Origin of the sequence: Sporosarcina ureae, from assembly GCF_002082015.1 — a bacterium.
In the GTDB taxonomy this organism is placed as follows: domain Bacteria; phylum Bacillota; class Bacilli; order Bacillales_A; family Planococcaceae; genus Sporosarcina; species Sporosarcina ureae_A.
The window spans coordinates 419,422-438,669 of the sequence record NZ_CP015109.1; the positions used below are offsets into that span (position 1 = coordinate 419,422).

The 19,248-nt window shown below is 42.1% G+C and carries 21 protein-coding genes; 5 read left to right on the forward strand and 16 right to left on the reverse strand.

Annotated elements, in window-relative coordinates; translation table 11 throughout:
• Window positions 1-52 precede the first annotated feature (52 nt).
• On the forward strand, window positions 53-1,570 hold the full coding sequence (locus SporoP17a_RS02085) for a putative polysaccharide biosynthesis protein (protein ID WP_083031770.1): 1,518 nt from the start codon (window positions 53-55) through the stop codon (window positions 1,568-1,570).
• Here the strand turns inward: SporoP17a_RS02085 and SporoP17a_RS02090 are convergent.
• From SporoP17a_RS02090 to SporoP17a_RS02120, 7 genes are all read right to left on the reverse strand, one after another.
• Window positions 1,567-2,202, reverse strand: a complete 636-nt coding sequence (locus tag SporoP17a_RS02090; protein ID WP_083031773.1) for a DUF421 domain-containing protein — start codon at window positions 2,200-2,202, stop codon at window positions 1,567-1,569. The two genes, SporoP17a_RS02085 and SporoP17a_RS02090, sit on opposite strands and share 4 nt — an antisense overlap.
• A 107-nt stretch (window positions 2,203-2,309) precedes the next feature.
• Window positions 2,310-2,576 carry a preprotein translocase subunit YajC gene (gene yajC / locus SporoP17a_RS02095; protein ID WP_369802807.1) on the reverse strand — a complete coding sequence of 89 codons (267 nt, stop codon included), beginning with the start codon at window positions 2,574-2,576 and terminating at the stop codon, window positions 2,310-2,312.
• Window positions 2,577-2,623: 47 nt separating this feature from the next.
• Window positions 2,624-3,763, reverse strand: coding sequence for a tRNA guanosine(34) transglycosylase Tgt (tgt, locus tag SporoP17a_RS02100; protein WP_083031775.1), 1,140 nt, complete (start codon window positions 3,761-3,763; stop codon window positions 2,624-2,626).
• Window positions 3,764-4,816 carry a tRNA preQ1(34) S-adenosylmethionine ribosyltransferase-isomerase QueA gene (gene queA / locus SporoP17a_RS02105; RefSeq protein WP_083031778.1) on the reverse strand — a complete coding sequence of 351 codons (1,053 nt, stop codon included), beginning with the start codon at window positions 4,814-4,816 and terminating at the stop codon, window positions 3,764-3,766. It lies immediately after the preceding gene.
• Between the two features lie 18 nt (window positions 4,817-4,834).
• Window positions 4,835-5,833 carry a Holliday junction branch migration DNA helicase RuvB gene (gene ruvB / locus SporoP17a_RS02110; RefSeq protein WP_083031781.1) on the reverse strand — a complete coding sequence of 333 codons (999 nt, stop codon included), beginning with the start codon at window positions 5,831-5,833 and terminating at the stop codon, window positions 4,835-4,837.
• A 19-nt stretch (window positions 5,834-5,852) separates the two neighbouring features.
• Window positions 5,853-6,458 (reverse strand): Holliday junction branch migration protein RuvA, encoded by a 606-nt coding sequence (gene ruvA, locus SporoP17a_RS02115; RefSeq protein ID WP_029053712.1) that lies wholly within the window; start codon window positions 6,456-6,458, stop codon window positions 5,853-5,855.
• 120 nt (window positions 6,459-6,578) lie between these two features.
• Window positions 6,579-7,145, reverse strand: a complete 567-nt coding sequence (locus SporoP17a_RS02120; RefSeq protein WP_083031784.1) for an NADPH-dependent FMN reductase — start codon at window positions 7,143-7,145, stop codon at window positions 6,579-6,581.
• Window positions 7,146-7,304: 159 nt separating this feature from the next.
• On the opposite strand from SporoP17a_RS02120, the gene SporoP17a_RS02125 reads away from it, so the two are divergent.
• Entirely contained in the window at window positions 7,305-7,928 is a 624-nt protein-coding gene (locus SporoP17a_RS02125; RefSeq protein WP_083031787.1) for a hypothetical protein, read from the forward strand.
• Window positions 7,929-8,089: 161 nt separating this feature from the next.
• Here SporoP17a_RS02125 and SporoP17a_RS02130 read toward each other — a convergent pair whose 3' ends face one another.
• The 4 genes from SporoP17a_RS02130 to SporoP17a_RS16675 all read right to left on the reverse strand — a co-directional run bounded on the left by SporoP17a_RS02130 (window position 8,090) and on the right by SporoP17a_RS16675 (window position 10,741).
• Window positions 8,090-8,617, reverse strand: coding sequence for a GNAT family N-acetyltransferase (locus tag SporoP17a_RS02130; protein WP_083031790.1), 528 nt, complete (start codon window positions 8,615-8,617; stop codon window positions 8,090-8,092).
• 400 nt (window positions 8,618-9,017) lie between these two features.
• On the reverse strand, window positions 9,018-9,920 hold the full coding sequence (locus tag SporoP17a_RS02135) for a helix-turn-helix domain-containing protein (protein ID WP_083031793.1): 903 nt from the start codon (window positions 9,918-9,920) through the stop codon (window positions 9,018-9,020).
• A gap of 255 nt (window positions 9,921-10,175) precedes the next feature.
• Entirely contained in the window at window positions 10,176-10,475 is a 300-nt protein-coding gene (locus SporoP17a_RS02140; protein ID WP_083031796.1) for a DNA-binding protein, read from the reverse strand.
• A gap of 98 nt (window positions 10,476-10,573) precedes the next feature.
• Window positions 10,574-10,741, reverse strand: coding sequence for a hypothetical protein (locus SporoP17a_RS16675; protein WP_156890508.1), 168 nt, complete (start codon window positions 10,739-10,741; stop codon window positions 10,574-10,576).
• A gap of 855 nt (window positions 10,742-11,596) precedes the next feature.
• Between SporoP17a_RS16675 and tatA the strand changes: the two genes are divergently transcribed.
• From tatA to SporoP17a_RS02155, 3 genes are all read left to right on the forward strand, one after another.
• Window positions 11,597-11,800, forward strand: a complete 204-nt coding sequence (tatA, locus tag SporoP17a_RS02145) for a twin-arginine translocase TatA/TatE family subunit (protein ID WP_233193568.1) — start codon at window positions 11,597-11,599, stop codon at window positions 11,798-11,800.
• A 73-nt stretch (window positions 11,801-11,873) separates the two neighbouring features.
• The gene (locus SporoP17a_RS02150) at window positions 11,874-12,713 is read left to right on the forward strand and encodes a gluconate 2-dehydrogenase subunit 3 family protein (protein WP_083031802.1); all 840 of its coding nucleotides are present in this window, start codon (window positions 11,874-11,876) and stop codon (window positions 12,711-12,713) included.
• 18 nt (window positions 12,714-12,731) lie between these two features.
• A complete protein-coding gene (locus tag SporoP17a_RS02155) occupies window positions 12,732-14,477 on the forward strand; it encodes a GMC family oxidoreductase (protein ID WP_083031805.1) in 1,746 nt (581 codons plus the stop codon).
• 211 nt (window positions 14,478-14,688) lie between these two features.
• Here SporoP17a_RS02155 and SporoP17a_RS02160 read toward each other — a convergent pair whose 3' ends face one another.
• The 5 genes from SporoP17a_RS02160 to SporoP17a_RS02180 all read right to left on the reverse strand — a co-directional run bounded on the left by SporoP17a_RS02160 (window position 14,689) and on the right by SporoP17a_RS02180 (window position 19,219).
• Complete coding sequence (locus SporoP17a_RS02160; protein ID WP_083031808.1) at window positions 14,689-15,414, reverse strand: YebC/PmpR family DNA-binding transcriptional regulator; 726 nt, start codon at window positions 15,412-15,414, stop codon at window positions 14,689-14,691.
• Between the two features lie 12 nt (window positions 15,415-15,426).
• Complete coding sequence (locus tag SporoP17a_RS02165; protein ID WP_083031811.1) at window positions 15,427-16,296, reverse strand: phosphotransferase; 870 nt, start codon at window positions 16,294-16,296, stop codon at window positions 15,427-15,429.
• A 6-nt stretch (window positions 16,297-16,302) separates the two neighbouring features.
• The gene (locus SporoP17a_RS16945; RefSeq protein WP_237262364.1) at window positions 16,303-17,442 is read right to left on the reverse strand and encodes a LysM peptidoglycan-binding domain-containing protein; all 1,140 of its coding nucleotides are present in this window, start codon (window positions 17,440-17,442) and stop codon (window positions 16,303-16,305) included.
• 405 nt (window positions 17,443-17,847) lie between these two features.
• Window positions 17,848-18,732, reverse strand: a complete 885-nt coding sequence (gene pheA / locus SporoP17a_RS02175) for a prephenate dehydratase (RefSeq protein WP_083031817.1) — start codon at window positions 18,730-18,732, stop codon at window positions 17,848-17,850.
• A 31-nt stretch (window positions 18,733-18,763) separates the two neighbouring features.
• Window positions 18,764-19,219 (reverse strand): ACT domain-containing protein, encoded by a 456-nt coding sequence (locus SporoP17a_RS02180; RefSeq protein WP_029053700.1) that lies wholly within the window; start codon window positions 19,217-19,219, stop codon window positions 18,764-18,766.
• Window positions 19,220-19,248 lie beyond the last annotated feature (29 nt).

Below are 19,248 nucleotides of genomic sequence, written 5' to 3' on the forward strand. Positions count from 1 at the left end.
AAGCATTCTCATTGTATTGGAAAACGTGGCAAATCAGAAGGAGTGGTGTAGGATGTCATCATTTATTCGGGGGACGATCTTTTTGATGGCGGCCGTGTTTTTATCAAAATTACTCGGCTTCGTCTATCGAATTCAATTTATGCGGGTAGCAGGAGAAGAAACCGTCGGGATCTATATGACCGCATACCCGGCATTCATCTTTTTCCTCTCCTTAGTACAGCTTGGCGTACCCACTGCAATTGCGAAAGTGATAGCGGAGTTAAAAGCACAGGGCGGCACCGTACAATTGCGACAAGTTATGAGAACCGCCACATTTATCACGATTTTATCTGGTGCAGTCTTCATTCCCGCGTGTATTCTTTTTATTCCTTTTTTAGCTGAAACTTTACTTGGGAACAGAGCAACTTCCACTGCATTATACGTAGCACTCGCTATCGTACCTATCGCTTCCATTGGTGGGTTAATCAGAGGATATTTTCAAGGGATTTCACGTATTGAGGAAACTGCATGGGCACAAGTGATCGAACAAATCTTTCGTATATTATTGATCACATGGATGTTGCCATACATTCTAGCTCCAGAAGATCCTATGATGAATGCAGCGTATGCGATGGCTGTGACCTTCCTTGCTGAAATCGTGTCGGTACTTTATCTTCTATACAAATACCATCAGCAACAAAAGAAACAACCAAAGACACAGAAAAAAGAACCGCGCTATCCAATGGAGCCGATTCTTGAGGTGGCACTTCCTTCGTCAGGCAGTCGACTATTTGGAACGTTCACATGGTTTCTTGAGCCCATTATCTTTTTACGTGCACTTTCCATGGCAGGCGTTGGAACCGTAGCCGCCACTTCGTTGTATGGAGTCATTTCAGGGGTACTTATTCCGTTATTATTGTTTCCGGCATTTATTCCATACGCATTATCCGTCGTACTCGTTCCAGCCGTCAGTGGGGCAGCCGCTTCGAGTAACGTCAAGAAGCTGCAAGAACGCATTCACTTAGCATTGCGTTTATCTGCCTTAACTGGTGCATTTGCAGCTACCGTATTTTATATGCATGGCCAAGAGCTTGCAGAGAAGTTATTCCATATTGTAGAAGGTGGCAGCTATATGACGTTGCTCGCACCCATTTTCTTCTTTTATTATATTCAAAGCCCACTCTATTCCATTTTACAGGCAACAGGTGATGCGAAAGCCGGTATGCTAAACTCCGTTTACGGAGGGATCGCAAAACTTGCGGTGATGTTTATTTTAGCCTCGCAACCAGGTCTACAAGAAACAGGTGCTGTTCTCGCGATCGGTTTCGGTGTACTCGTTACATCTTTCTTGCATATCGCCACACTACGTCAAAATAAATCGACCGCTACTGGATTTTCCATGTTCGCGATGACCTATATCGTGTTCTTGCTGACCGTCGTCATTCGTCCAATTTTCCTCCCAATTGGATCCCATCATCTATTTGTGGAATGCGCCATTACATCCGGTGTGCTATTGGTTTTATTATTGTTGACGAGACAAATCAAAACACAGGACTTTGTCATGCTGCGGAATTTAGTTAAACGGTATTAACCTTTTTTCAATTGAATTTTAATTTCACCTTTTTCAAAGGTGCAATAAAAGATCGTGCTCAAATCGGTAATGTTTTTAGCATGTAATTTTCGTAGCAACCAGTCTTCCGTCTTGCCGATCAACTTTAAATGCTCGGGCTGCATTTCCCCGTCGAGTACTAAGCCAACAATTGGCAGGTCACCGTCTTTAGTGAACACAGATAAATTTCCAGAAGACTCGAGATACGCAAACGTTACATTATGAATCGAACCGACTTGATTCTCTCGTAATTGTTGAAACAAATCGTCCAGATTATAACGCTGTTTACGCATTTCCTCTTCCTGGATCACTCCATGTCGAATAATTAACGTCGGATCGCCATCGACTACATCACGAAACTTTTTACTTTTCAATGAAATCATGGAGGATATATATTGAATGACCAACAATAGGAGGATCGGAAGAATCCCTTCAATAATCGGTTTATCGGGAGATTCTACAATCATCGCAGCTACTTCCGCCATAATGATAAAGACGACGATATCTATGACACCCAATTCACCAACTTCTCGTTTTCCCATAATTCGTAATATCACAAGAAGAAAAACATATAAAAACACCGTACGCAACCCGATAATTAGTAACTCATGCACAGCAGATCTGCCTCCTTCACACTTAGTGTGCCGGCAGATCTTTTTTCTATACGTAAGCAAACAAAAAAGCGGAAATCTATGGATAAACCAATAATTTCCGCTTTTACTTATGACGCTGTTGCGACTCTACCTACCGCTTGCTTGTCAAAACGCAAAACTGTAGTGTCCGATACACGCAAGAAAATAGAAGTTTCATCTACCGCATCCACAGTACCATGAATACCACCGATTGTGACTACTTCGTCTCCACGCTTTAAACTATTTTGCATCTCTTTCGCTGCTTTCTGTCTCTTCTGAGCAGGACGAATAAGTAAAAACCACATAATAGCCACCATGATGACTAGTGTGAAAATACCACCGTATTGTTCCATCATTAAATATTTTCCCCCTTCCTGAAGCATCATTTTTTATTATACAAGATTTAAAAGTTTTTTGCATTCGGTTTGTTGAAGCCGTATTGCTCAAAAAACTCTTCGCGGAAATCACCGAGGCGATCTTCACGTATTGCCTGACGCACTTGCTCCATTAAATTCAGCAAGAAGTGCAGGTTATGATAGGACGTCAACCGTATGCCAAATGTTTCACCCGCACGAATTAAATGACGAATATAGGCACGACTATAATTTTTGCACGCGTAACAATCACAGTTCGGATCAAGCGGACCAAAATCTCGTTCATACTTCGCATTTTTGACAACTACACGACCTTCACTTGTCATCAATGTACCGTTACGTGCAATACGCGTCGGCAAGACACAGTCGAACATATCGATTCCACGGATCGCACCGTCGATCAATGAGTCTGGAGATCCAACACCCATTAAATAACGAGGCTTATCTTGTGGAAGCAACGGTGTCGTGAAATCCAGCACTTTATTCATAATATCTTTTGGCTCCCCGACAGACAATCCACCGATTGCGTAGCCTGGGAAATCCATCGATACTAGATCACGTGCACTTTGCTTACGAAGATCTTCAAATTCGCCACCTTGTACGATACCGAATAGTCCTTGATCTGTTGGACGTCCATGTGCTTCAAGGCAACGTTCAGCCCATCGTGATGTACGCTCGACACTGGCTTTCATATACTCATGCGTCGCAGGAAATGGAGGACATTCATCAAACGCCATCATAATGTCGGCACCCAAATCGTTTTGAATTTCCATCGCTTTTTCTGGACTCAAAAATAGCTTATCTCCATTAATATGATTACGGAAATGAACACCTTCTTCTTTAATATTGCGGAACTTACTTAAGGAAAACACTTGGAAGCCGCCGGAATCCGTTAAAATGGGACGATCCCAGTTCATGAATTTATGTAATCCGCCTGCTTCTTTCACAATTTCATTACCTGGACGTAACCATAAATGATACGTGTTACTTAAAATAATCCCTGCACCCATTGCCTTCAATTCTTCCGGAGCCATCGTTTTGACCGTAGCTTGTGTTCCGACTGGCATGAAAGCAGGAGTTTCAAATGAACCGTGTGGCGTGTGAACAATTCCAAGTCGCGCACCCGTTTGTTTACATGTTTTGATATGTTCGTACGTAATAGCTGCCAATTAACCTCGTTCCTTTCTTGTAGCTGGGCGAATAAACATCGCGTCGCCAAAACTGAAAAATCGATACTGCTCTTTCACGGCTTGTTCATATGCATGCATGACATGATCACGTCCGGCAAATGCGGACAACAGCATCAATAGTGTAGATTTTGGCAAGTGGAAATTCGTCACCAAACCATCAATTGCTTTAAATTCATACCCAGGATAAATAAATATCGAAGTCCAGCCGCTTGCTGCGACGACTTCCCCATTATTCTCTGAAGCGATGGTTTCAAGCGTCCGTGTAGACGTCGTACCGACCGCCACTACATTGCCGCCATTCGCTTTTGTCTCACGAACGAGTGCTGCTGTCTCTTCCGTCATGACATAGTATTCTGCATGCATCGTGTGATCTTCAATTGAATCTACACTAACAGGACGGAATGTACCTAGTCCAACGTGCAACGTAATGAATGCGATCTGCACGCCTTTTTCACGCAATGCATCCAAGATTTCATCTGTAAAATGCAAGCCTGCTGTAGGTGCTGCCGCAGATCCACGCTCTTTTGCGAAAACGGTTTGATAGCGCGTCTGATCTTCTAATGTCTCAGTAATATATGGAGGCAATGGCATCTGTCCAAGCTGATCGAGCAATTCATAGAAAATGCCGTCATAACTAAATTTGAATTCGCGCCCACCTTGTTCACCGAGTGCGGTACATTCAGCCTGCAACAAGCCGTCACCAAACGTCACGACCGTCCCTACTTTTATACGTTTTGAAGGCTTGACCAACGTTTCCCAGCGGTCATCACCTGTCTCTTTTAATAACAATACTTCAATCGTTGCGCCAGTTTCTTCTTTCGTCCCGATCAAACGCGCCGGCAATACTTTTGTGTCGTTCAACACTAGCAAGTCCCCTGCTTCTAGTTCATCCACTAAATCCCGGAAATGCTTATGTGTAACCGTACCGTTATCACGCCCCATGACGAGTAAACGGCTCGCTGTGCGATCCAAAAGCGGTGTTTGGGCAATTAAATGTTCTGGTAAATCAAAATCAAAGTCTTCTACTTCCATCTTGCTAACTCCTATCTGTCACTCAGGAAGCGGATAGCCGAAATGCTCGTAAGCCTTTTCCGTCGCCATCCGACCTCTTGATGTACGTTGAATAAATCCCATTTGTAATAAATACGGCTCATAAACGTCTTCGATCGTCACCGACTCTTCCCCAATACTTGCAGCAAGTGTATCGATGCCGACTGGCCCCCCACGGAACCGTTCAATCATGCTGTGAAGCAACTGATGGTCGATTTGATCGAGTCCATGATGATCCACTTGTAACATATCGAGCGCTTCTTGTGCAATCGAATGTGTAATGATTCCGTTCCCGCGCACTTGTGCATAATCGCGCACTCTTCGCAATAGACGATTGGCAATACGCGGTGTTCCGCGAGAGCGTTTCGCCAGTTCGACAGCTGCCTGCGGATCGATGTCCACGCCAAATAAATTCGCGCTTCGAATAACGATCTCCGTCAATGATTCCACTTCATAATACTCAAGTCGAAGCGGGACTCCGAAACGGTCACGTAGCGGTGCAGACAATGCCCCTGCACGCGTCGTCGCACCGATCAATGTAAACGGCGGCAGATCTAGTCGTACAGACCGTGCCGTCGGACCTTTTCCAACCATAATATCGAGGCAGAAATCCTCCATCGCTGGATACAGCACTTCTTCAATCGCGCGGTTTAGCCGATGAATTTCATCGATGAACAGGACGTCGCCCGGCTCCAATGAAGATACCACTGCCGCCAAGTCACCCGGACGTTCAATAGCGGGACCGCTCGTCATGCGAACATTCACACCCATTTCATTGCCGATCACCGTAGCGAGCGTCGTCTTTCCAAGCCCAGGAGGACCGTATAACAACACATGATCCAAACTTTCTTCCCGCTTTTTTGCCGCCTCAATAAAAATCGATAAATTATCTTTCGCTTGTTGCTGACCGATATATTGCTGCAATAATTGCGGGCGTAATGATTGTTCAAAACTATCATCAAAATCCGTTGCTTCATTCGTCAGTATGCGTTCATCCATTGGAACCACCTCCATCGTATTAGCCTTGTTTCAATAATAATTTTAACGCCAGACGCATATAGCCTTCTGTATCGAGTTCTTCTTTCTCGAGCTTCGGCTTCACTTTCTTCAGTTCACGATCCGAATAACCAAGCGCAGTCAATGCAAGCATCGCCTCATCGAGCTCATCACTTTCCGCAAGCGTAAGCAACGTGTCTTCCGAATCCGGCAAATCAATTTCTGTAAACAGATCATGAAGTTTGCCTTTTAAATCCAAAATCATTTGACGAGCCGTCTTCTTGCCGACACCTGGAAACTGCACAAGGAACCCTTCATCTTCGCGCTCAATCGCACTCACTACTTGAGAAGGCAAGCCGTTCGCAAGAATTGCGAGCGCGCCTTTAGGACCGATTCCCGAAACGGTAATCAGTTTACGGAACAATTCACGTTGTTCCAGCGTCTTGAAACCGATCAATAACTGCGTATCTTCACGCACATGCAAATACGTGAACACTTGCTGTACCTCTTCTGTTACGTGGAACGCAAATGGATTTGGCGTCATGACTTGCCAACCAATTCCTGATTGCTCCAGCACAACATATTCAGGTGTCACACGTGTCACATAGCCTTTTATGTAATCGTACAAAGTAGTCTCCCCCTAAAGTATACCTGCTATTATAGCATACGAACGGGTTTTCTACTTGTTCAACCTCCAGAAACCTGCATAAAAAAATGGACACATAAAATTCGTGTCCATTCATCCTACTTATACGTGAGCAATTGCTTGTTGTTTCTTATGGAATGCGATGAAATTCTGAACGACAGTATCAAGGAATGCGATCGTCGCTTCATCCGTAATATTCCCTTCTTCATCCATTTTCGTGTGAACCGCTCCGATATATACTTCGTTGCCTGGCAATAAGTTAGGTGCCAATGCTGGGTTAGAAAGAATTTCACGTAAGTGGATCTGCGCTCTTACAGAACCGAATACTCCCATTGATGCTCCTACGATAAAGCCCGTTTTTCCGTGTAACGTAAAGTCGCCGCCACGTGACAACCAATCCAACGCATTTTTCATGGCGCCAGGAATGGAGAAATTATATTCTGGTGCTGCAAATAAAACTGCATCCGAATCTTTCACATCATCTTTAAATGTTTGTACGGCTACAGGTGGTTCACTTTCAATATCAATAGAGAACATTTCTAAATCATTGATAAGAACTGGCGTAATTTCCAATTCTTCTTTATATCGTTTAGCCATGAAATTTACTAACTTTAAATTGTATGAAGTGGAACTCGTACTTCCGATTACTGCTTTTACTCTAATAGTCATTCTGAAGATCTCCCTTATGTTTTAATATCTGCAAGACTTATTATAGCGCTTGCTTATTTTTATTTCTAATGATTTGCTCGACTTTTGAAACCTTCGTTACCGTGTAAACGTATACATACCAAGAGGCTCTACACACATGCTAAAGGAGGAAGAAACGAAATGCGCACGATGATTTATGCAAGTTTTGCTATATCTCTACTACTTGCCGGCTGTAATTCAGTAACAAAAGAACCTGCTGATGAAGTAAAACCACCTGTTGAAACACCAGCCGAAGAAACAACTGACGAAACGACGACGTTGCCGGAACGCGGATCTACAATGGATGTGGTCGTCTCGGTTGAAGGTGAAGACTCCACTATCACGATGGACCTGGTTGAAGGTAGCGATGCATTGTATTCGATGTACATCGATTCCGAACGGTACACGTTTGAGACCGGTGAGAAAGAAGACAAGCTCACCCCGATCGCTGATATGCCTAAAGGGTATCCTGAGGTAAATATGACATTTCTATACGTCGAAAATCAAACGCCAGAAAATGTAAAGGAAGATATGAAACAGGAATACAATATGCCGCTTGAGGAAAAGTCGATTTCTGCATCAATCAACGCCCTTTCCTTGCACGGAACTTCAGGAGAACAATCAGATAGCGAAGTCGTGACGATCTACATGATGGAAGTAGACGGAGGCACATTGCTCATTACGGAAAATTATTTCTTGGAAGCGCAAGAAGGCCATGGCGCACGATTTGAACAGATGCTGGAGACGCTGGAAGTACGTAAATAACCAATGAAAAATGCATTCACATACCTAAAAAGTCCTCATTCGTAATGGAATGAGGACTTAGCTAGTCTATTCGATAGAAGCGTCTATGAACTTGGCGAGATAATATTCGTCAACAAATTCTTCACCGATAAAAGAATGCTTTTTATTTCCCTCGATTAAGACTATTCTCTAAGGAGGGAATAAACGTATGTATCATACGGCTTTCCATCTTGATGCATATAGTTTCTTAAAACTCCCTCTTGTTGAAAGCCTACTTTTCCTAATAACTTATTCGAGGCCTCATTTTCAATAAATACGACTGCACCTATACGAGTTAACCCCATAACATCAAATCCATAGGTAATAACTTCGGAAACTGCTTCTGAGGTATATGCTTTTCTCCATTGTTGCGGGTGAATTTCGTAACCAATTTCTGCTCGTTTATGTTTGGGCAACCAAGCATTAAAGCCAATTGTTCCAATTATACCTTTGTTTTTCTTTAGCTCAATCCCCCATCGTATGCCTCTTTTTTCCCTATAGTTTTTTGAGAATATATCTACGATTTTCTCTGCTTCTACCACACTCTTTAACGTTTCTTGACCGTAAAAACGTGTTACGTCCTCGTTAGTAAAGCAAGCAAAAATGCCTTCCGCGTCTTCATTTGTTAATTCTCTTAATATCAATCTATCTGTTTCTAGTATAGGAAACATATGATTTCTCCCCCCTAAATTAGTTTGTAATATAGGAAAACTTACTTCAGATATAATTATTCCTACAATAAGTCATTCAGCTGAACGACCCTATTCTGGGACACAGCTATGCCGCAAACTAAATACCCGATAATGGGATAGTGGTTACAACCCGTTGATCTGCGCCGCAGCCGGACGCGTGTCCTATGGGCGAGCGGTGAACTACACCCCTTCGCTTCACTCGATCAAACATTATTCCGTAAGCGCCCCGATTATCGAATACTATTCCCGTTTTAAAAAATTGCTTTCACCTTCATCTTCCCCAAATAAAAATCCAAGTCCAATAAAAAAAGTGAATAAATTTACAATTAGTAATAAAACTGACAAATTTTCCTCGTAGTGGATTTACTCTCCCTCTTTTCTAGATGGCAGTAGTATTATCTTCAAAATTTAAATTGACAGGTTCATTGGATAAACCCTCTGTGGGGCTTTGTTCAGTTACTGGGACATTTTCGTCTACAATTTCAAAACCAAGTTCGTCTATCCAAATATGACCAGCTCCATTTAACAACACCCCAAATGCTATTACTTCACTTTTTATTGGAATATCCAATACAACGCTGAAATGATTCCATTCGTTTGTTCCTTTGATTGGTCGATTCATCATATTATCAAAAGCAAGAACCTCTCCGGAAGAATGATCGACTCGCATCCACAAACCCGCACTTTCTTTAACTTCTGTACTCTTCACAAATGCGGAAAACCGAACTCGTTCTCCTCGATATTGATCTGACTTAATTTGTTGCATTAAAGTCGCAAAACTTCTTGCATTTGTATCTTTTGATTTCAAATACGCTGAGTTATTACCGCTATGCACAATCCTAGTATCTAACCCCGTTTCATAATCAAATGGGGATTCCCCTGTCATAATCCAACCGTAGGGTGCGTTACTTTTTGTATTCATATTGAATTCTCCTTTGCTAACTAATTTTCTAAGCAGCTTCCGATAATTTCCTGGTGTCATGTCGTAAACTTTCTTAAAGGCCCTTGTAAAAGATTCTTGCGAATTAAATTGATAAGTCATAGCTATGTCAATCACTCTTTGATCCGTAGTAATTAACTCCCTCGCACTTTGGGTTATTCGCCGTTCTCTTATATATTCAGCAATTGATTTCCCAATAATGTTTCGGAAAATACGTTGAAAATGAAATTTCGAATAACCTACATGTTCAGCCAAAAGGTTGATCTGCAATTCATTAGTCAGATGTTCTTCAATAAAATTTAATGATCTTTGAATAGACTTCTCATGATATTTATAGGACATTTGGTCACCCCTTAACCTTATGACCCCAGTATAACTAAGTATTCTTCAAACAACTTGATTTTTTGTGCTAATGAATAAAGGCACAAACCTAAAATTTAGATTTGTGCCTTCCTCTACAATTTGACCCTATTACTGAGCAGCAATTTCAACAAATAGTGTTGTAACTAATACCAATCCGATACTTCCCTTTTTAATAATAATTACTCCGATATTTAGAATACTTTCTTTAACTAATGCACCCGAGTGCAATATAATCTATTCTCCCAAATTAGATAACCATTTACGAAGTTTCGCTTTAGGATAATACACTTTATTATTTATAAGGACGTATGGTATGTCTGGATATTCTTGAATTAAGCTTTTCGCATCTTCTTTAGAAATCCCCATAAAGTAATGAACATTACTTTCCTTTATCAATTCGTGTTCATCATCATCTTCAAAGAGTTCACTAAGACGGTCTTTAACATCAGGATTTTTAAAGTTTTTAAGCCCATTGCCTATAAAATACCCTGCAGCAGCAATTCCTATAGCAATCCAAATTAAATCAAACTCCATATTGGTAACCCTCCTGATTTTTTATATATTTTATTCAATTAAATGACCCGATTTCGACGCGATACTTATTCAACAACTTGCCCCGACTGTTGGATAGTTTAATTACATACCTTTCTTTTCTTTTTTTGTGCAGCAAGTATTAAACCACCACACACTCCACCACAAATTATAAAAATAATCATTGGAATTATGTCATTAAATACCACTACTCCTGCAACAGTCCATACAACAAGATATGAATAAAACAATGTCCAATTTATTTTCATAGGTTATCTACTCCTCTAAATTTACTATTCCATGAAAGGTCCATATTATTGAATAGTTAATAATCCTAATCAAACCGACTCTCGTAAACGGCCTTTTTGATACCCACTCAAAGATCTCTCACTTCATCTTTATTTATCCTGACCACACTTCCTTAAGATCTGTCCTTTAACTCTATATATGCTATCACCATACATTTGATTGCTTACACTATAGCGTGACAATTCGTTTTCTAGAAAGATACCCATAAAGTAAAATGAATGAGCTAATTTCTACCTCTTTAAACTAGTATATGGAGATAATAGCCAATTTCTCCTCCAATGGAATTTACTACTATTACATATAGGAATTTGTCTTCTAGGTTGAATACGTTTATCAAGTGTAACAAGTTTCATTTTTCCTAATATTTCATGATTCCTTTCTACTCTTGGAAAACACAATGATTCGAGATAAGTAATTCATAATTGGAATTAAAACAACTATCCTTCATGTCTATTTTTAAAAAAATGCATAGAGTCGCTTATTCTAGAACAAAGCGATTACATAAATTAGTAAATTAAAATTTCATTGCATCTCCTTAATAAAAACCAGTCAGTTTGTGTTAGGTATCAGCCACTTCAATACTATAACTACTTCTAATTTTACGTCTATTCAGAAGTATTATTATATCATGTAGGCGGACTATTTAATTTATTCATACAATTAGCTAATAAAAATGTTTTATAGAATTACTTTGCATTTTTTGTCGAATAACACTATCATGTATGAGGGCCAAACACCTATCGACCGATAAGTACATACATAAAGGTCTACCAATACGTTGTAAATACACAATTAATGTAAGAGGAGGGAATTATGTGAGTTTAGCGTCTATCGGAGTACCTGGATTAATAATTATATTAGTCATTATTTTAATTTTATTCGGACCACGAAAATTGCCAGAAATTGGTTCAGCTGTCGGTAAAACACTAGCTGAATTTAAACAAGCAACAAAAGGTATTTTAGAAGAAGACGACAAGAACAAGAAAACTGAATTAGAAAAGTCTGAGTCCATAAAGTAAGGAAATAATGCAATTCAACTTGCCTCGGAAAAGTCGCGGCATTTCATGACAAATGTGAAGGAGGAACTACACTATGACGAATAATAAAAATTCCAATCAAGATACTCAAGATTTAAGTCGAAGAAAGTTTTTGAAAAGTGGCGGTCTTGTCGCTGGTGGACTTTTAGGTGGATCTCTCTTTGGTGGTTTGCTAACAAGTCAGTTCCAAAAAGGAACAAAGGAAGAAACGGCATCGCAAGCTAATAAACCCGTTTCGTTTGATGCACGTACATTTTTCAGTCGAAACGAAGACTTCGCGTTGTTATCGGCTGCTACTGAAAGAATCTTTCCTGAGAATGCAAATGGAATGGGTGCAATTGAATTGGGCGTCCCCTATTTCATTGACCGCCAATGCGCAAGCAACTGGGGAAGAAATGGGAATGACTACATGCACGGTCCTTTCCCATCGGTTGTAAAAACTGATGTGTACCAAGAAGAAAATCGTCCAAAAGACGAAGTCATCACATCGTCTACTGTGGTGAAATTACCGGCTGACACGGCTAACTATCAAACAAAAATGACAAGAGGTACATTTTTCCTTGAAGGGCTTAACGCAATGGAGAAAACTTCACAAGATAAATTTGGTGAGCGGTTTGTGAATCTAGAACCTGAGCAGCAAGATGAAATTTTATCCATGTTTGAAAAAGGTGAAGTGAAGTTCAGTGGTGTAGATTCTTCAGACTTCTTTAGCTTGTTGCGCCAAACGACGATCGAAGGCGTCTATGCAGATCCTGTTTACGGTGGAAATCGTAATATGGAAGCTTGGAGAATGAAAGGATATCCGGGACCGATCATGAGCTTTTTAGATAAAATCGAAGAAGAAGAATTTATTGTAATGGAGCCTTCAAGTTTACGTAACTACCAAGGGCTTTAATTTTAGGAGGACACATAAATGGCTAAAAAATTAGATAAAGTAGACGTGGTAGTCGTTGGTAGTGGTTGGGCTGGCGGAATCGTTTCGGCTGAACTTTCCAAAGCAGGCTATCAAGTCGTCATGTTGGAACGCGGTAAAGATCAAACACGTTCAGATTTTATAGGTGTTAAAGATGAACTTCGTTATACAAACAGACATGAAATGATTGAAAAATTAACAGGCGATACGATTACGTCTCGTGTTTCGATAGGCGATGCTGCACTACCTGTACGCTTGCAAAAAGATATGAACACAGGGACGGACCTTGGTGGCGGAAGTATGCACTGGGCAGGTTCCGTATACCGTTGGCGTTCGTATGACTTCGAAATTCGTTCAAAAACTATCGAACGTTATGGAGAAGGCAAAATTCCAGAAGGCATGCAAATTCGTGACTGGGGAATTACTTATGATGAACTAGAGCCATATTATGCTAAATGGGAACAAACGGCTGGGATTTCAGGAGAACCTGATCCACTTGGTGACAAGAGATCAAATGAGTATCCAAACCCACCTATGCTAGCTTCTCCTGCGATTAAGTTGTTTAAAGAATCGGCAAAAGAGATCGGCTTACACCCTTATCAAATGGCTTCAGGAAACATGTCCCAAACGTATACGAATCCTGATGGTGAAACGTTGAACCAATGTATGTTCTGTTCGTTCTGTACAATGTACGGCTGCGACTTCGGTTCAAAATCAGATCCTCTAGCAACAGTTATTCCGACTGCTCGCAAAACTGGTAACTGTGAAATCAGAACCAATTCACTCGTCCGTAGAGTTATACATAAAGACGGAAAAGCGACAGGCGTTTTATATACGGATACAAGAACAGGACAAGAATTCGAACAACCAGCTGATGTTGTCGTTCTTGCGGCTTTCACTTTCTCCAATAACCGCTTGCTTATGCTATCGGATATCGGCGAAATCTATAACCCAGAAACTAGAAAAGGAACGATTGGCCGTAACTTTACAGGACAATTCAACAGTACGTTCCTAGGAGCAACAGGTTTCTTTAATGACAAGAAATTCAACTACTACATGGGTGCTGGTGGATTAGGTGGCGCGTTGAGTGATTATGACGCAGATCTATTTGACCACACGGATTTAGACTTCATTCATGGTGGCGGAATCGAACTTCGTCAATACGGAGATGGAGCGATTAAGAATAACTTTGTTCCTAAAGGTACACCAACGTGGGGTGAAGAATTTAAAGAGAAATCACTGTTCTATGCTTTCCGCACGTTAACGGTTTGGTACTCAGCAGCCGTTATGCCTTGGTGGCACAACTATATGGACTTAGACCCTACGTATAAAGATGAGTTTGGAGATCCATTATTACGCATCACCAATAAATTAACAGAACAAGATAAGAACATTGCGAAATTCGGTATTGAAAAATGTACTGAAATCGTGGAAGCAATGGGCGCGGACATTATTGACCAGGACGAATTACCAGATCAATTTAACCACGGCTACGACGGTATGCACTATATCGGTGGCGTAGCTATGGGTGAAGACCCAGAAACGTCTGCAGTCAATAACTACTTGCAACTGTGGGAAATGGAAAACTTATTCGTCGTTGGCGGATCTGCATTACCTCACTTCAGTAGTCACCACCCTACACCAACAATCGGTGCACTTTCATATCGTGCAGCTGAAGGTATTGAAAAATACTTAAAAGAAAAAGGCGGTCTCTTGACTAAGCCAAAATCTAGCGTGAACGCTTAATAGCGATGACAATACCCCCTTACTTGTAAAAGTAAGGGGGTATTTATTGAATGAGTCGAATGGAAATAAAACAACTTTTCTATTTTAGGTTTGATAGTCACCATGTTTCTTCTAAACAACCTAAAAAGCTCAGCCACTCTACTTTTGTTAGTAACAAGTAGTTGGCTGAGCTTAAAATTATAGCATAATTAGGACAATGATAAAAAGTGAATCAATCTCCACTCGCGTTATGGTACACGTTCTGTACATCGTCATCGTCTTCCAATGCATCGATCATAGCGAGAAACTGTTCTTCCTGCTCTTCGGTCAAATCCGCATAAACGGATGGAACCATATCTACTTCTGCTGAAATAAAAACTAAATCTTCCGCTTCAAGCGCTTCTTTTACATGTAGGAATTCCGAAGGTTCCGTCAGAATTTCAAATCCATCTTCTGTCGAAATGACATCTTCTGCTCCTGCTTCCAAAGCCGCCAGCATGACTGCGTCCTCGTCCGTTTCTTGCGTACGTTCGATGAACAAACGGCCTTTGCGTTCAAATAAATAGTTGACGGAGCCCGTTTCCCCTAAACTTCCGCCATTTTTATTGAATGCCACGCGCATATTGGGTCCTGTACGATTGCGGTTTTCTGTCAAGGTATATACGAGAACAGCGACACCGCCTGGTCCGTACCCTTCGTAGATCACTTCTTCATAGTTTTCATCCGCACTAGAACCTGTTGCTTTATCGACTGCCCGCTGAATCACATCGTTCGGGACATTCACACTTTTTGATTTATCGATCGCTAGACGTAAAGCTGGATTGGTGTCTGGATCGTCTCCGCCAGACTTGGCTGCCACGTATATTTCACGCGACATCTTCTGAAAGATCTTTCCTCGTTTTGCATCCTGTGCGCCTTTTCGGTTCTGGATATTTTTCCACTTTGAATGGCCTGCCATGGATCAAACCTCCTACTTCATCATTCGCTCTATATCATACCATAATCTCGGCCAATGCGAGAGTGCGGTATCTGTGAAATGCAGAAGTTTGCTAGCCAACCGTTGCTGTTGCGCTAGTGGCAATGACAACAGATGTAACCATTCCCGAAGTACTTCATTCGGATATAAGAGCTTAGCGAGTGACTGATTTGACAAGGTTTGCAGCGCCGGATGCTCCCCCATCAAAAAAGTCGGATTATAGGAAATTTGTGGCAACACACGATGCATCCACAATACACATTCATCTTCTTCTGATCCAAGGCATGCCAAATCAAAATCAATAAAGCGGATATTGCCATTTGCGTCACGCAAAATATTATGATGCACAACATCACCGTGCAACAATGTCAGCGAGTGAACAGGAGGCGATTCTTTCTTCGCTATATGCAATGCATCCCGTCCGTATTTTAATAGCTGATCAATTGTCGTGGAAGCAAGAAACGCTCCACACATTTGCCGCACCTCTTCAAACCGCGCAAGCCGAACTTCCCACTTCTCGATCATATGATAATGCGGAAGACAGGAAATTGACTCCCAATCAATCGTATATTTCGAATCATGTAATGCTTGCAACGCACGGAACGAGTCAATCCGGTCAATTCTACGCTTAAAATTGACTGCTTTCGCATTTTCAAGCCATGGTTGCATGATTAACAGCGGATCCGATTTATCGACAATCGGCAAGATATACGGAAAATGCTGTGCACTAAGTAATTGATGAACTTGCCGAACTTTCACAGCTTGAGCGTGTGATTCATACTTCTTTACAGAATACACGGCACCGCCTGATTCCATTTTCCAGACATTCTTTTTGATTTTGGTAAATCGCTGATTGTCTGCCATACGCGATTACTGGTTTCGGTGCCAGTCCTCCTGTATTGGCATCGGCTGATATTGAGGTGTATTACACCCACAATCACCCTGATAACCTGGAGGTTGTTGCCACATCGGAGACATCGGCATTGGCATCGGCATCATGGGCGGATACGGCATCCATTGCATTGCTGGCATACATTCTGGTTGTGTCTGCCATTGAGGCTGAACCGGCCAATTCGGTGAGCAATGTGGCTGATTTGACGGACACCATGACGGTGGCATATCTGCTTTAGGTGGCATCGTCGGTTGTTGCGGCATTGGCATCGGTGCAGGCTGTTGAGGCTTCGGTTGCATCACGGGCGGCTTCGGCTCCATCACAGGTGGCTTTAGTTGTGGTTTCGGTTTCGGTTTCATGTGTAATGAACTCGATTCAATTAACTGCCAACCGTCTGGCATAGGTGCAGGAACAGGTTTATGGTGATGAGGTGACTCTTCACACCACTTGGATGACTCTTTTGGCGGCTTCGGTTTGATCGGCGCCTGTATTGGCGGTTGCATAGGCGGCATCGGTTGGTGCGGTTGCATCGGTTGTTGCGGCATATGTGGATGGCAGTCTGCATCGAAAATGGGCATCCACCCGCAAATCGGGAATACTGCCTGCCACATCGGTGGACCCTGCATACTCGGCGGCATTGGCATATGAGGCGCTGCCGGTGGAGTGTGCGGTTGTTGCGGCATCGTTGGTGGTTTGGATTCCGGTTTCGGTTGTTGTTGCATCGGTGGCACTTGCGGCATAGGTTTCTGCTGCACCGGTGGTATCTGTGGCGCTTGTGGTAGTTGCGGCACTTGATACGTCGGTGGTTTCGTTTGTGGAGGTGCCGGTTTTGAAGGCTTCTCCTGATGTGGCGGCTTCATCGGTTTCTCATGATGTGGTTTCTCGTGATGCGGTTTCTCTTGCGGCTTTTCGTAATGCGGCTTCTCTTGCGGTTTCGTGTGATCACCTTTATGATGAGGCTTTTTCTTATCCATCGGCAAGAATATTTTCATGCCAGGAACGATATAGTCCGGATTCGCCAGGTGCGCATTCACCCGCTTCAGTTCCTCGAACGGTATACCGTATTGTCTTGCGATCTTCCATAATGTATCACCTTTGACGACAATATGAACTTCCACTAACAATTCCCCCTTCCATCAATCCATCGTATGAACGGACGCCTACTTTTGTGACAAGGTGTGTAGGCCTCCTCTCCTGTTATGTATATTCATCGGAAAATGGTTTATTCCAAATAAATAACCATCCTGTTGAATAGAGGACGGTTGAATGATGGCAGTTTAAATAGTGAGTTAAGGAAATAACAGTGTATGGGATTTCATCTCCAGCTGGAAGGTCCGCCCCGAGCTTCCGCTTCAATTCTACGTTTATAGTAGATGGACGTAGAACTCTTTTTGGCAATATTGTTTGAATTAATAAAGCCCTTGAACTTAGTAAAGTTCAAGGGCGGTTCAAGTTCTATTTTACGTGCAGCTACATAACTCATGCTAATCTTCTTACGCACGCTATGATCAGCCTATCCTAGCTTAAGAGATAAATTCCCCAGACTCATAGACATAGTACGTTCCGAACGAGCGTGCAGTGCAACCTAGTGCGTCTAGCTCTTCCATCGCGCCCTTCATCATCGGATGCTCTTCTGACTCATTCACATCAATAATAAAGAAATAATGACCAAGGCCCGTCTTCAACGGACGCGATTCGATTTTACTCAAGTTCAATCGGCGCCACGAGAACACCGATAATATCTGATGCAACATCCCTGGACGGTCGTCTTCAGGCAACTTCACCATCAATGTTGTCTTCATGGAAGATGCATGCTTCGAATGCTCTAGTTTCTCCTTACGCAACGACAGCACGACGAAACGCGTATGGTTGAAATGAAAATCGTGAATATTTTCTTCTGCTATATGTAAGCCGTACGTTTCTGCTGCCAAACGGTTACCAATTGCCGCAACACGCAGTTCTGGCTCTTCAGAAATAGATTTCGCTGCCGCTGCCGTAGACGTCGTCTGAATCAACGGAACTCCTCGGTAACGATATTGCAAAAACTTATGACATTGTGCTAACGCATGTGGATGGGATTGAATCGAATCCAATTCATCCAAGTGATTCATCTGGGATTTATTCACCAACATATGCTGCTCAATTGGCGTAGAAATTTCAGCAGTAATAAACAACTCATCATTATTAAATAAATAGTCAATCGTTAATGGAACGGAACCTTCAAGCGCATTTTCCAATGGAACGACCGCATACGCAACATGTCCTTCTGTCACCGCTTCTATACAATCTGGAATCGTCGGACGCGGTGTTAAGCCTTCCATGCCGAATAAATCAGACGCTGCAATATGAGTGAATGATGCTTCAGGTCCCAAATACGCAACGGAAGGTACATACTTCTTTTCTGTCATGATTCTTTCATCTCCCCACTGATTTAAGAGGTTAGAAAACCCCTGAACTAATTAAGTCAACGGAATCAATAAATCGAGGTGCTTTGAGTCGCTGTAAAAATGCTTCTACCTTAATTTCCATTTCCGTCACATCTAACGATAATGTAATATTCGCGCGGCCCTGGACAGGAATCGTCTGATGGATCGTCAATACATTACACTTCGCTTCTGAGACGACTTCCAATAGTACAGCTAACGACCCCTTTAAATCTTCCAGTTGAATAAAAATCGTCAAGATCCGGTCCCGTGCGATTGATTCGAACGGGAACACGGCATCACGATATTTGTAGAAGGCGCTGCGTGACAGTCCGACCCGTTTGGTTGCTTCTTGGATCGTCGTCACTTCGCCCCTTGCCATCATTCGTTTAGCTTCCAACATTTTCTGCATCGACTCAGTCAATACATCTTCGCGCACTAAATAAAACTGACCTTCCCCGATTTGTTCCATTTCGCTCCCCCCAAAACGAGCCATTCCGG

Excerpts from the sequence above, each read along its gene's own strand:
- SporoP17a_RS02085 (WP_083031770.1), top strand. The coding sequence starts at position 53 with ATGTCATCATTTATTCGGGGGACGATCTTTTTGATGGCGGCCGTGTTT.
- yajC (WP_369802807.1), bottom strand. The coding sequence starts at position 2,576 with ATGATGGAACAATACGGTGGTATTTTCACACTAGTCATCATGGTGGCT.
- queA (WP_083031778.1), bottom strand. The coding sequence starts at position 4,816 with ATGGAAGTAGAAGACTTTGATTTTGATTTACCAGAACATTTAATTGCC.
- ruvB (WP_083031781.1), bottom strand. The coding sequence starts at position 5,833 with ATGGATGAACGCATACTGACGAATGAAGCAACGGATTTTGATGATAGT.
- SporoP17a_RS02120 (WP_083031784.1), bottom strand. The coding sequence starts at position 7,145 with ATGACTATTAGAGTAAAAGCAGTAATCGGAAGTACGAGTTCCACTTCA.
- SporoP17a_RS02125 (WP_083031787.1), top strand. The coding sequence starts at position 7,305 with ATGCGCACGATGATTTATGCAAGTTTTGCTATATCTCTACTACTTGCC.
- SporoP17a_RS02130 (WP_083031790.1), bottom strand. The coding sequence starts at position 8,617 with ATGTTTCCTATACTAGAAACAGATAGATTGATATTAAGAGAATTAACA.
- SporoP17a_RS02135 (WP_083031793.1), bottom strand. The coding sequence starts at position 9,920 with ATGTCCTATAAATATCATGAGAAGTCTATTCAAAGATCATTAAATTTT.
- SporoP17a_RS02140 (WP_083031796.1), bottom strand. The coding sequence starts at position 10,475 with ATGGAGTTTGATTTAATTTGGATTGCTATAGGAATTGCTGCTGCAGGG.
- SporoP17a_RS16675 (WP_156890508.1), bottom strand. The coding sequence starts at position 10,741 with ATGAAAATAAATTGGACATTGTTTTATTCATATCTTGTTGTATGGACT.
- SporoP17a_RS02150 (WP_083031802.1), top strand. The coding sequence starts at position 11,874 with ATGACGAATAATAAAAATTCCAATCAAGATACTCAAGATTTAAGTCGA.
- SporoP17a_RS02155 (WP_083031805.1), top strand. The coding sequence starts at position 12,732 with ATGGCTAAAAAATTAGATAAAGTAGACGTGGTAGTCGTTGGTAGTGGT.
- SporoP17a_RS02160 (WP_083031808.1), bottom strand. The coding sequence starts at position 15,414 with ATGGCAGGCCATTCAAAGTGGAAAAATATCCAGAACCGAAAAGGCGCA.
- SporoP17a_RS02165 (WP_083031811.1), bottom strand. The coding sequence starts at position 16,296 with ATGGCAGACAATCAGCGATTTACCAAAATCAAAAAGAATGTCTGGAAA.
- pheA (WP_083031817.1), bottom strand. The coding sequence starts at position 18,732 with ATGACAGAAAAGAAGTATGTACCTTCCGTTGCGTATTTGGGACCTGAA.
- SporoP17a_RS02180 (WP_029053700.1), bottom strand. The coding sequence starts at position 19,219 with ATGGAACAAATCGGGGAAGGTCAGTTTTATTTAGTGCGCGAAGATGTA.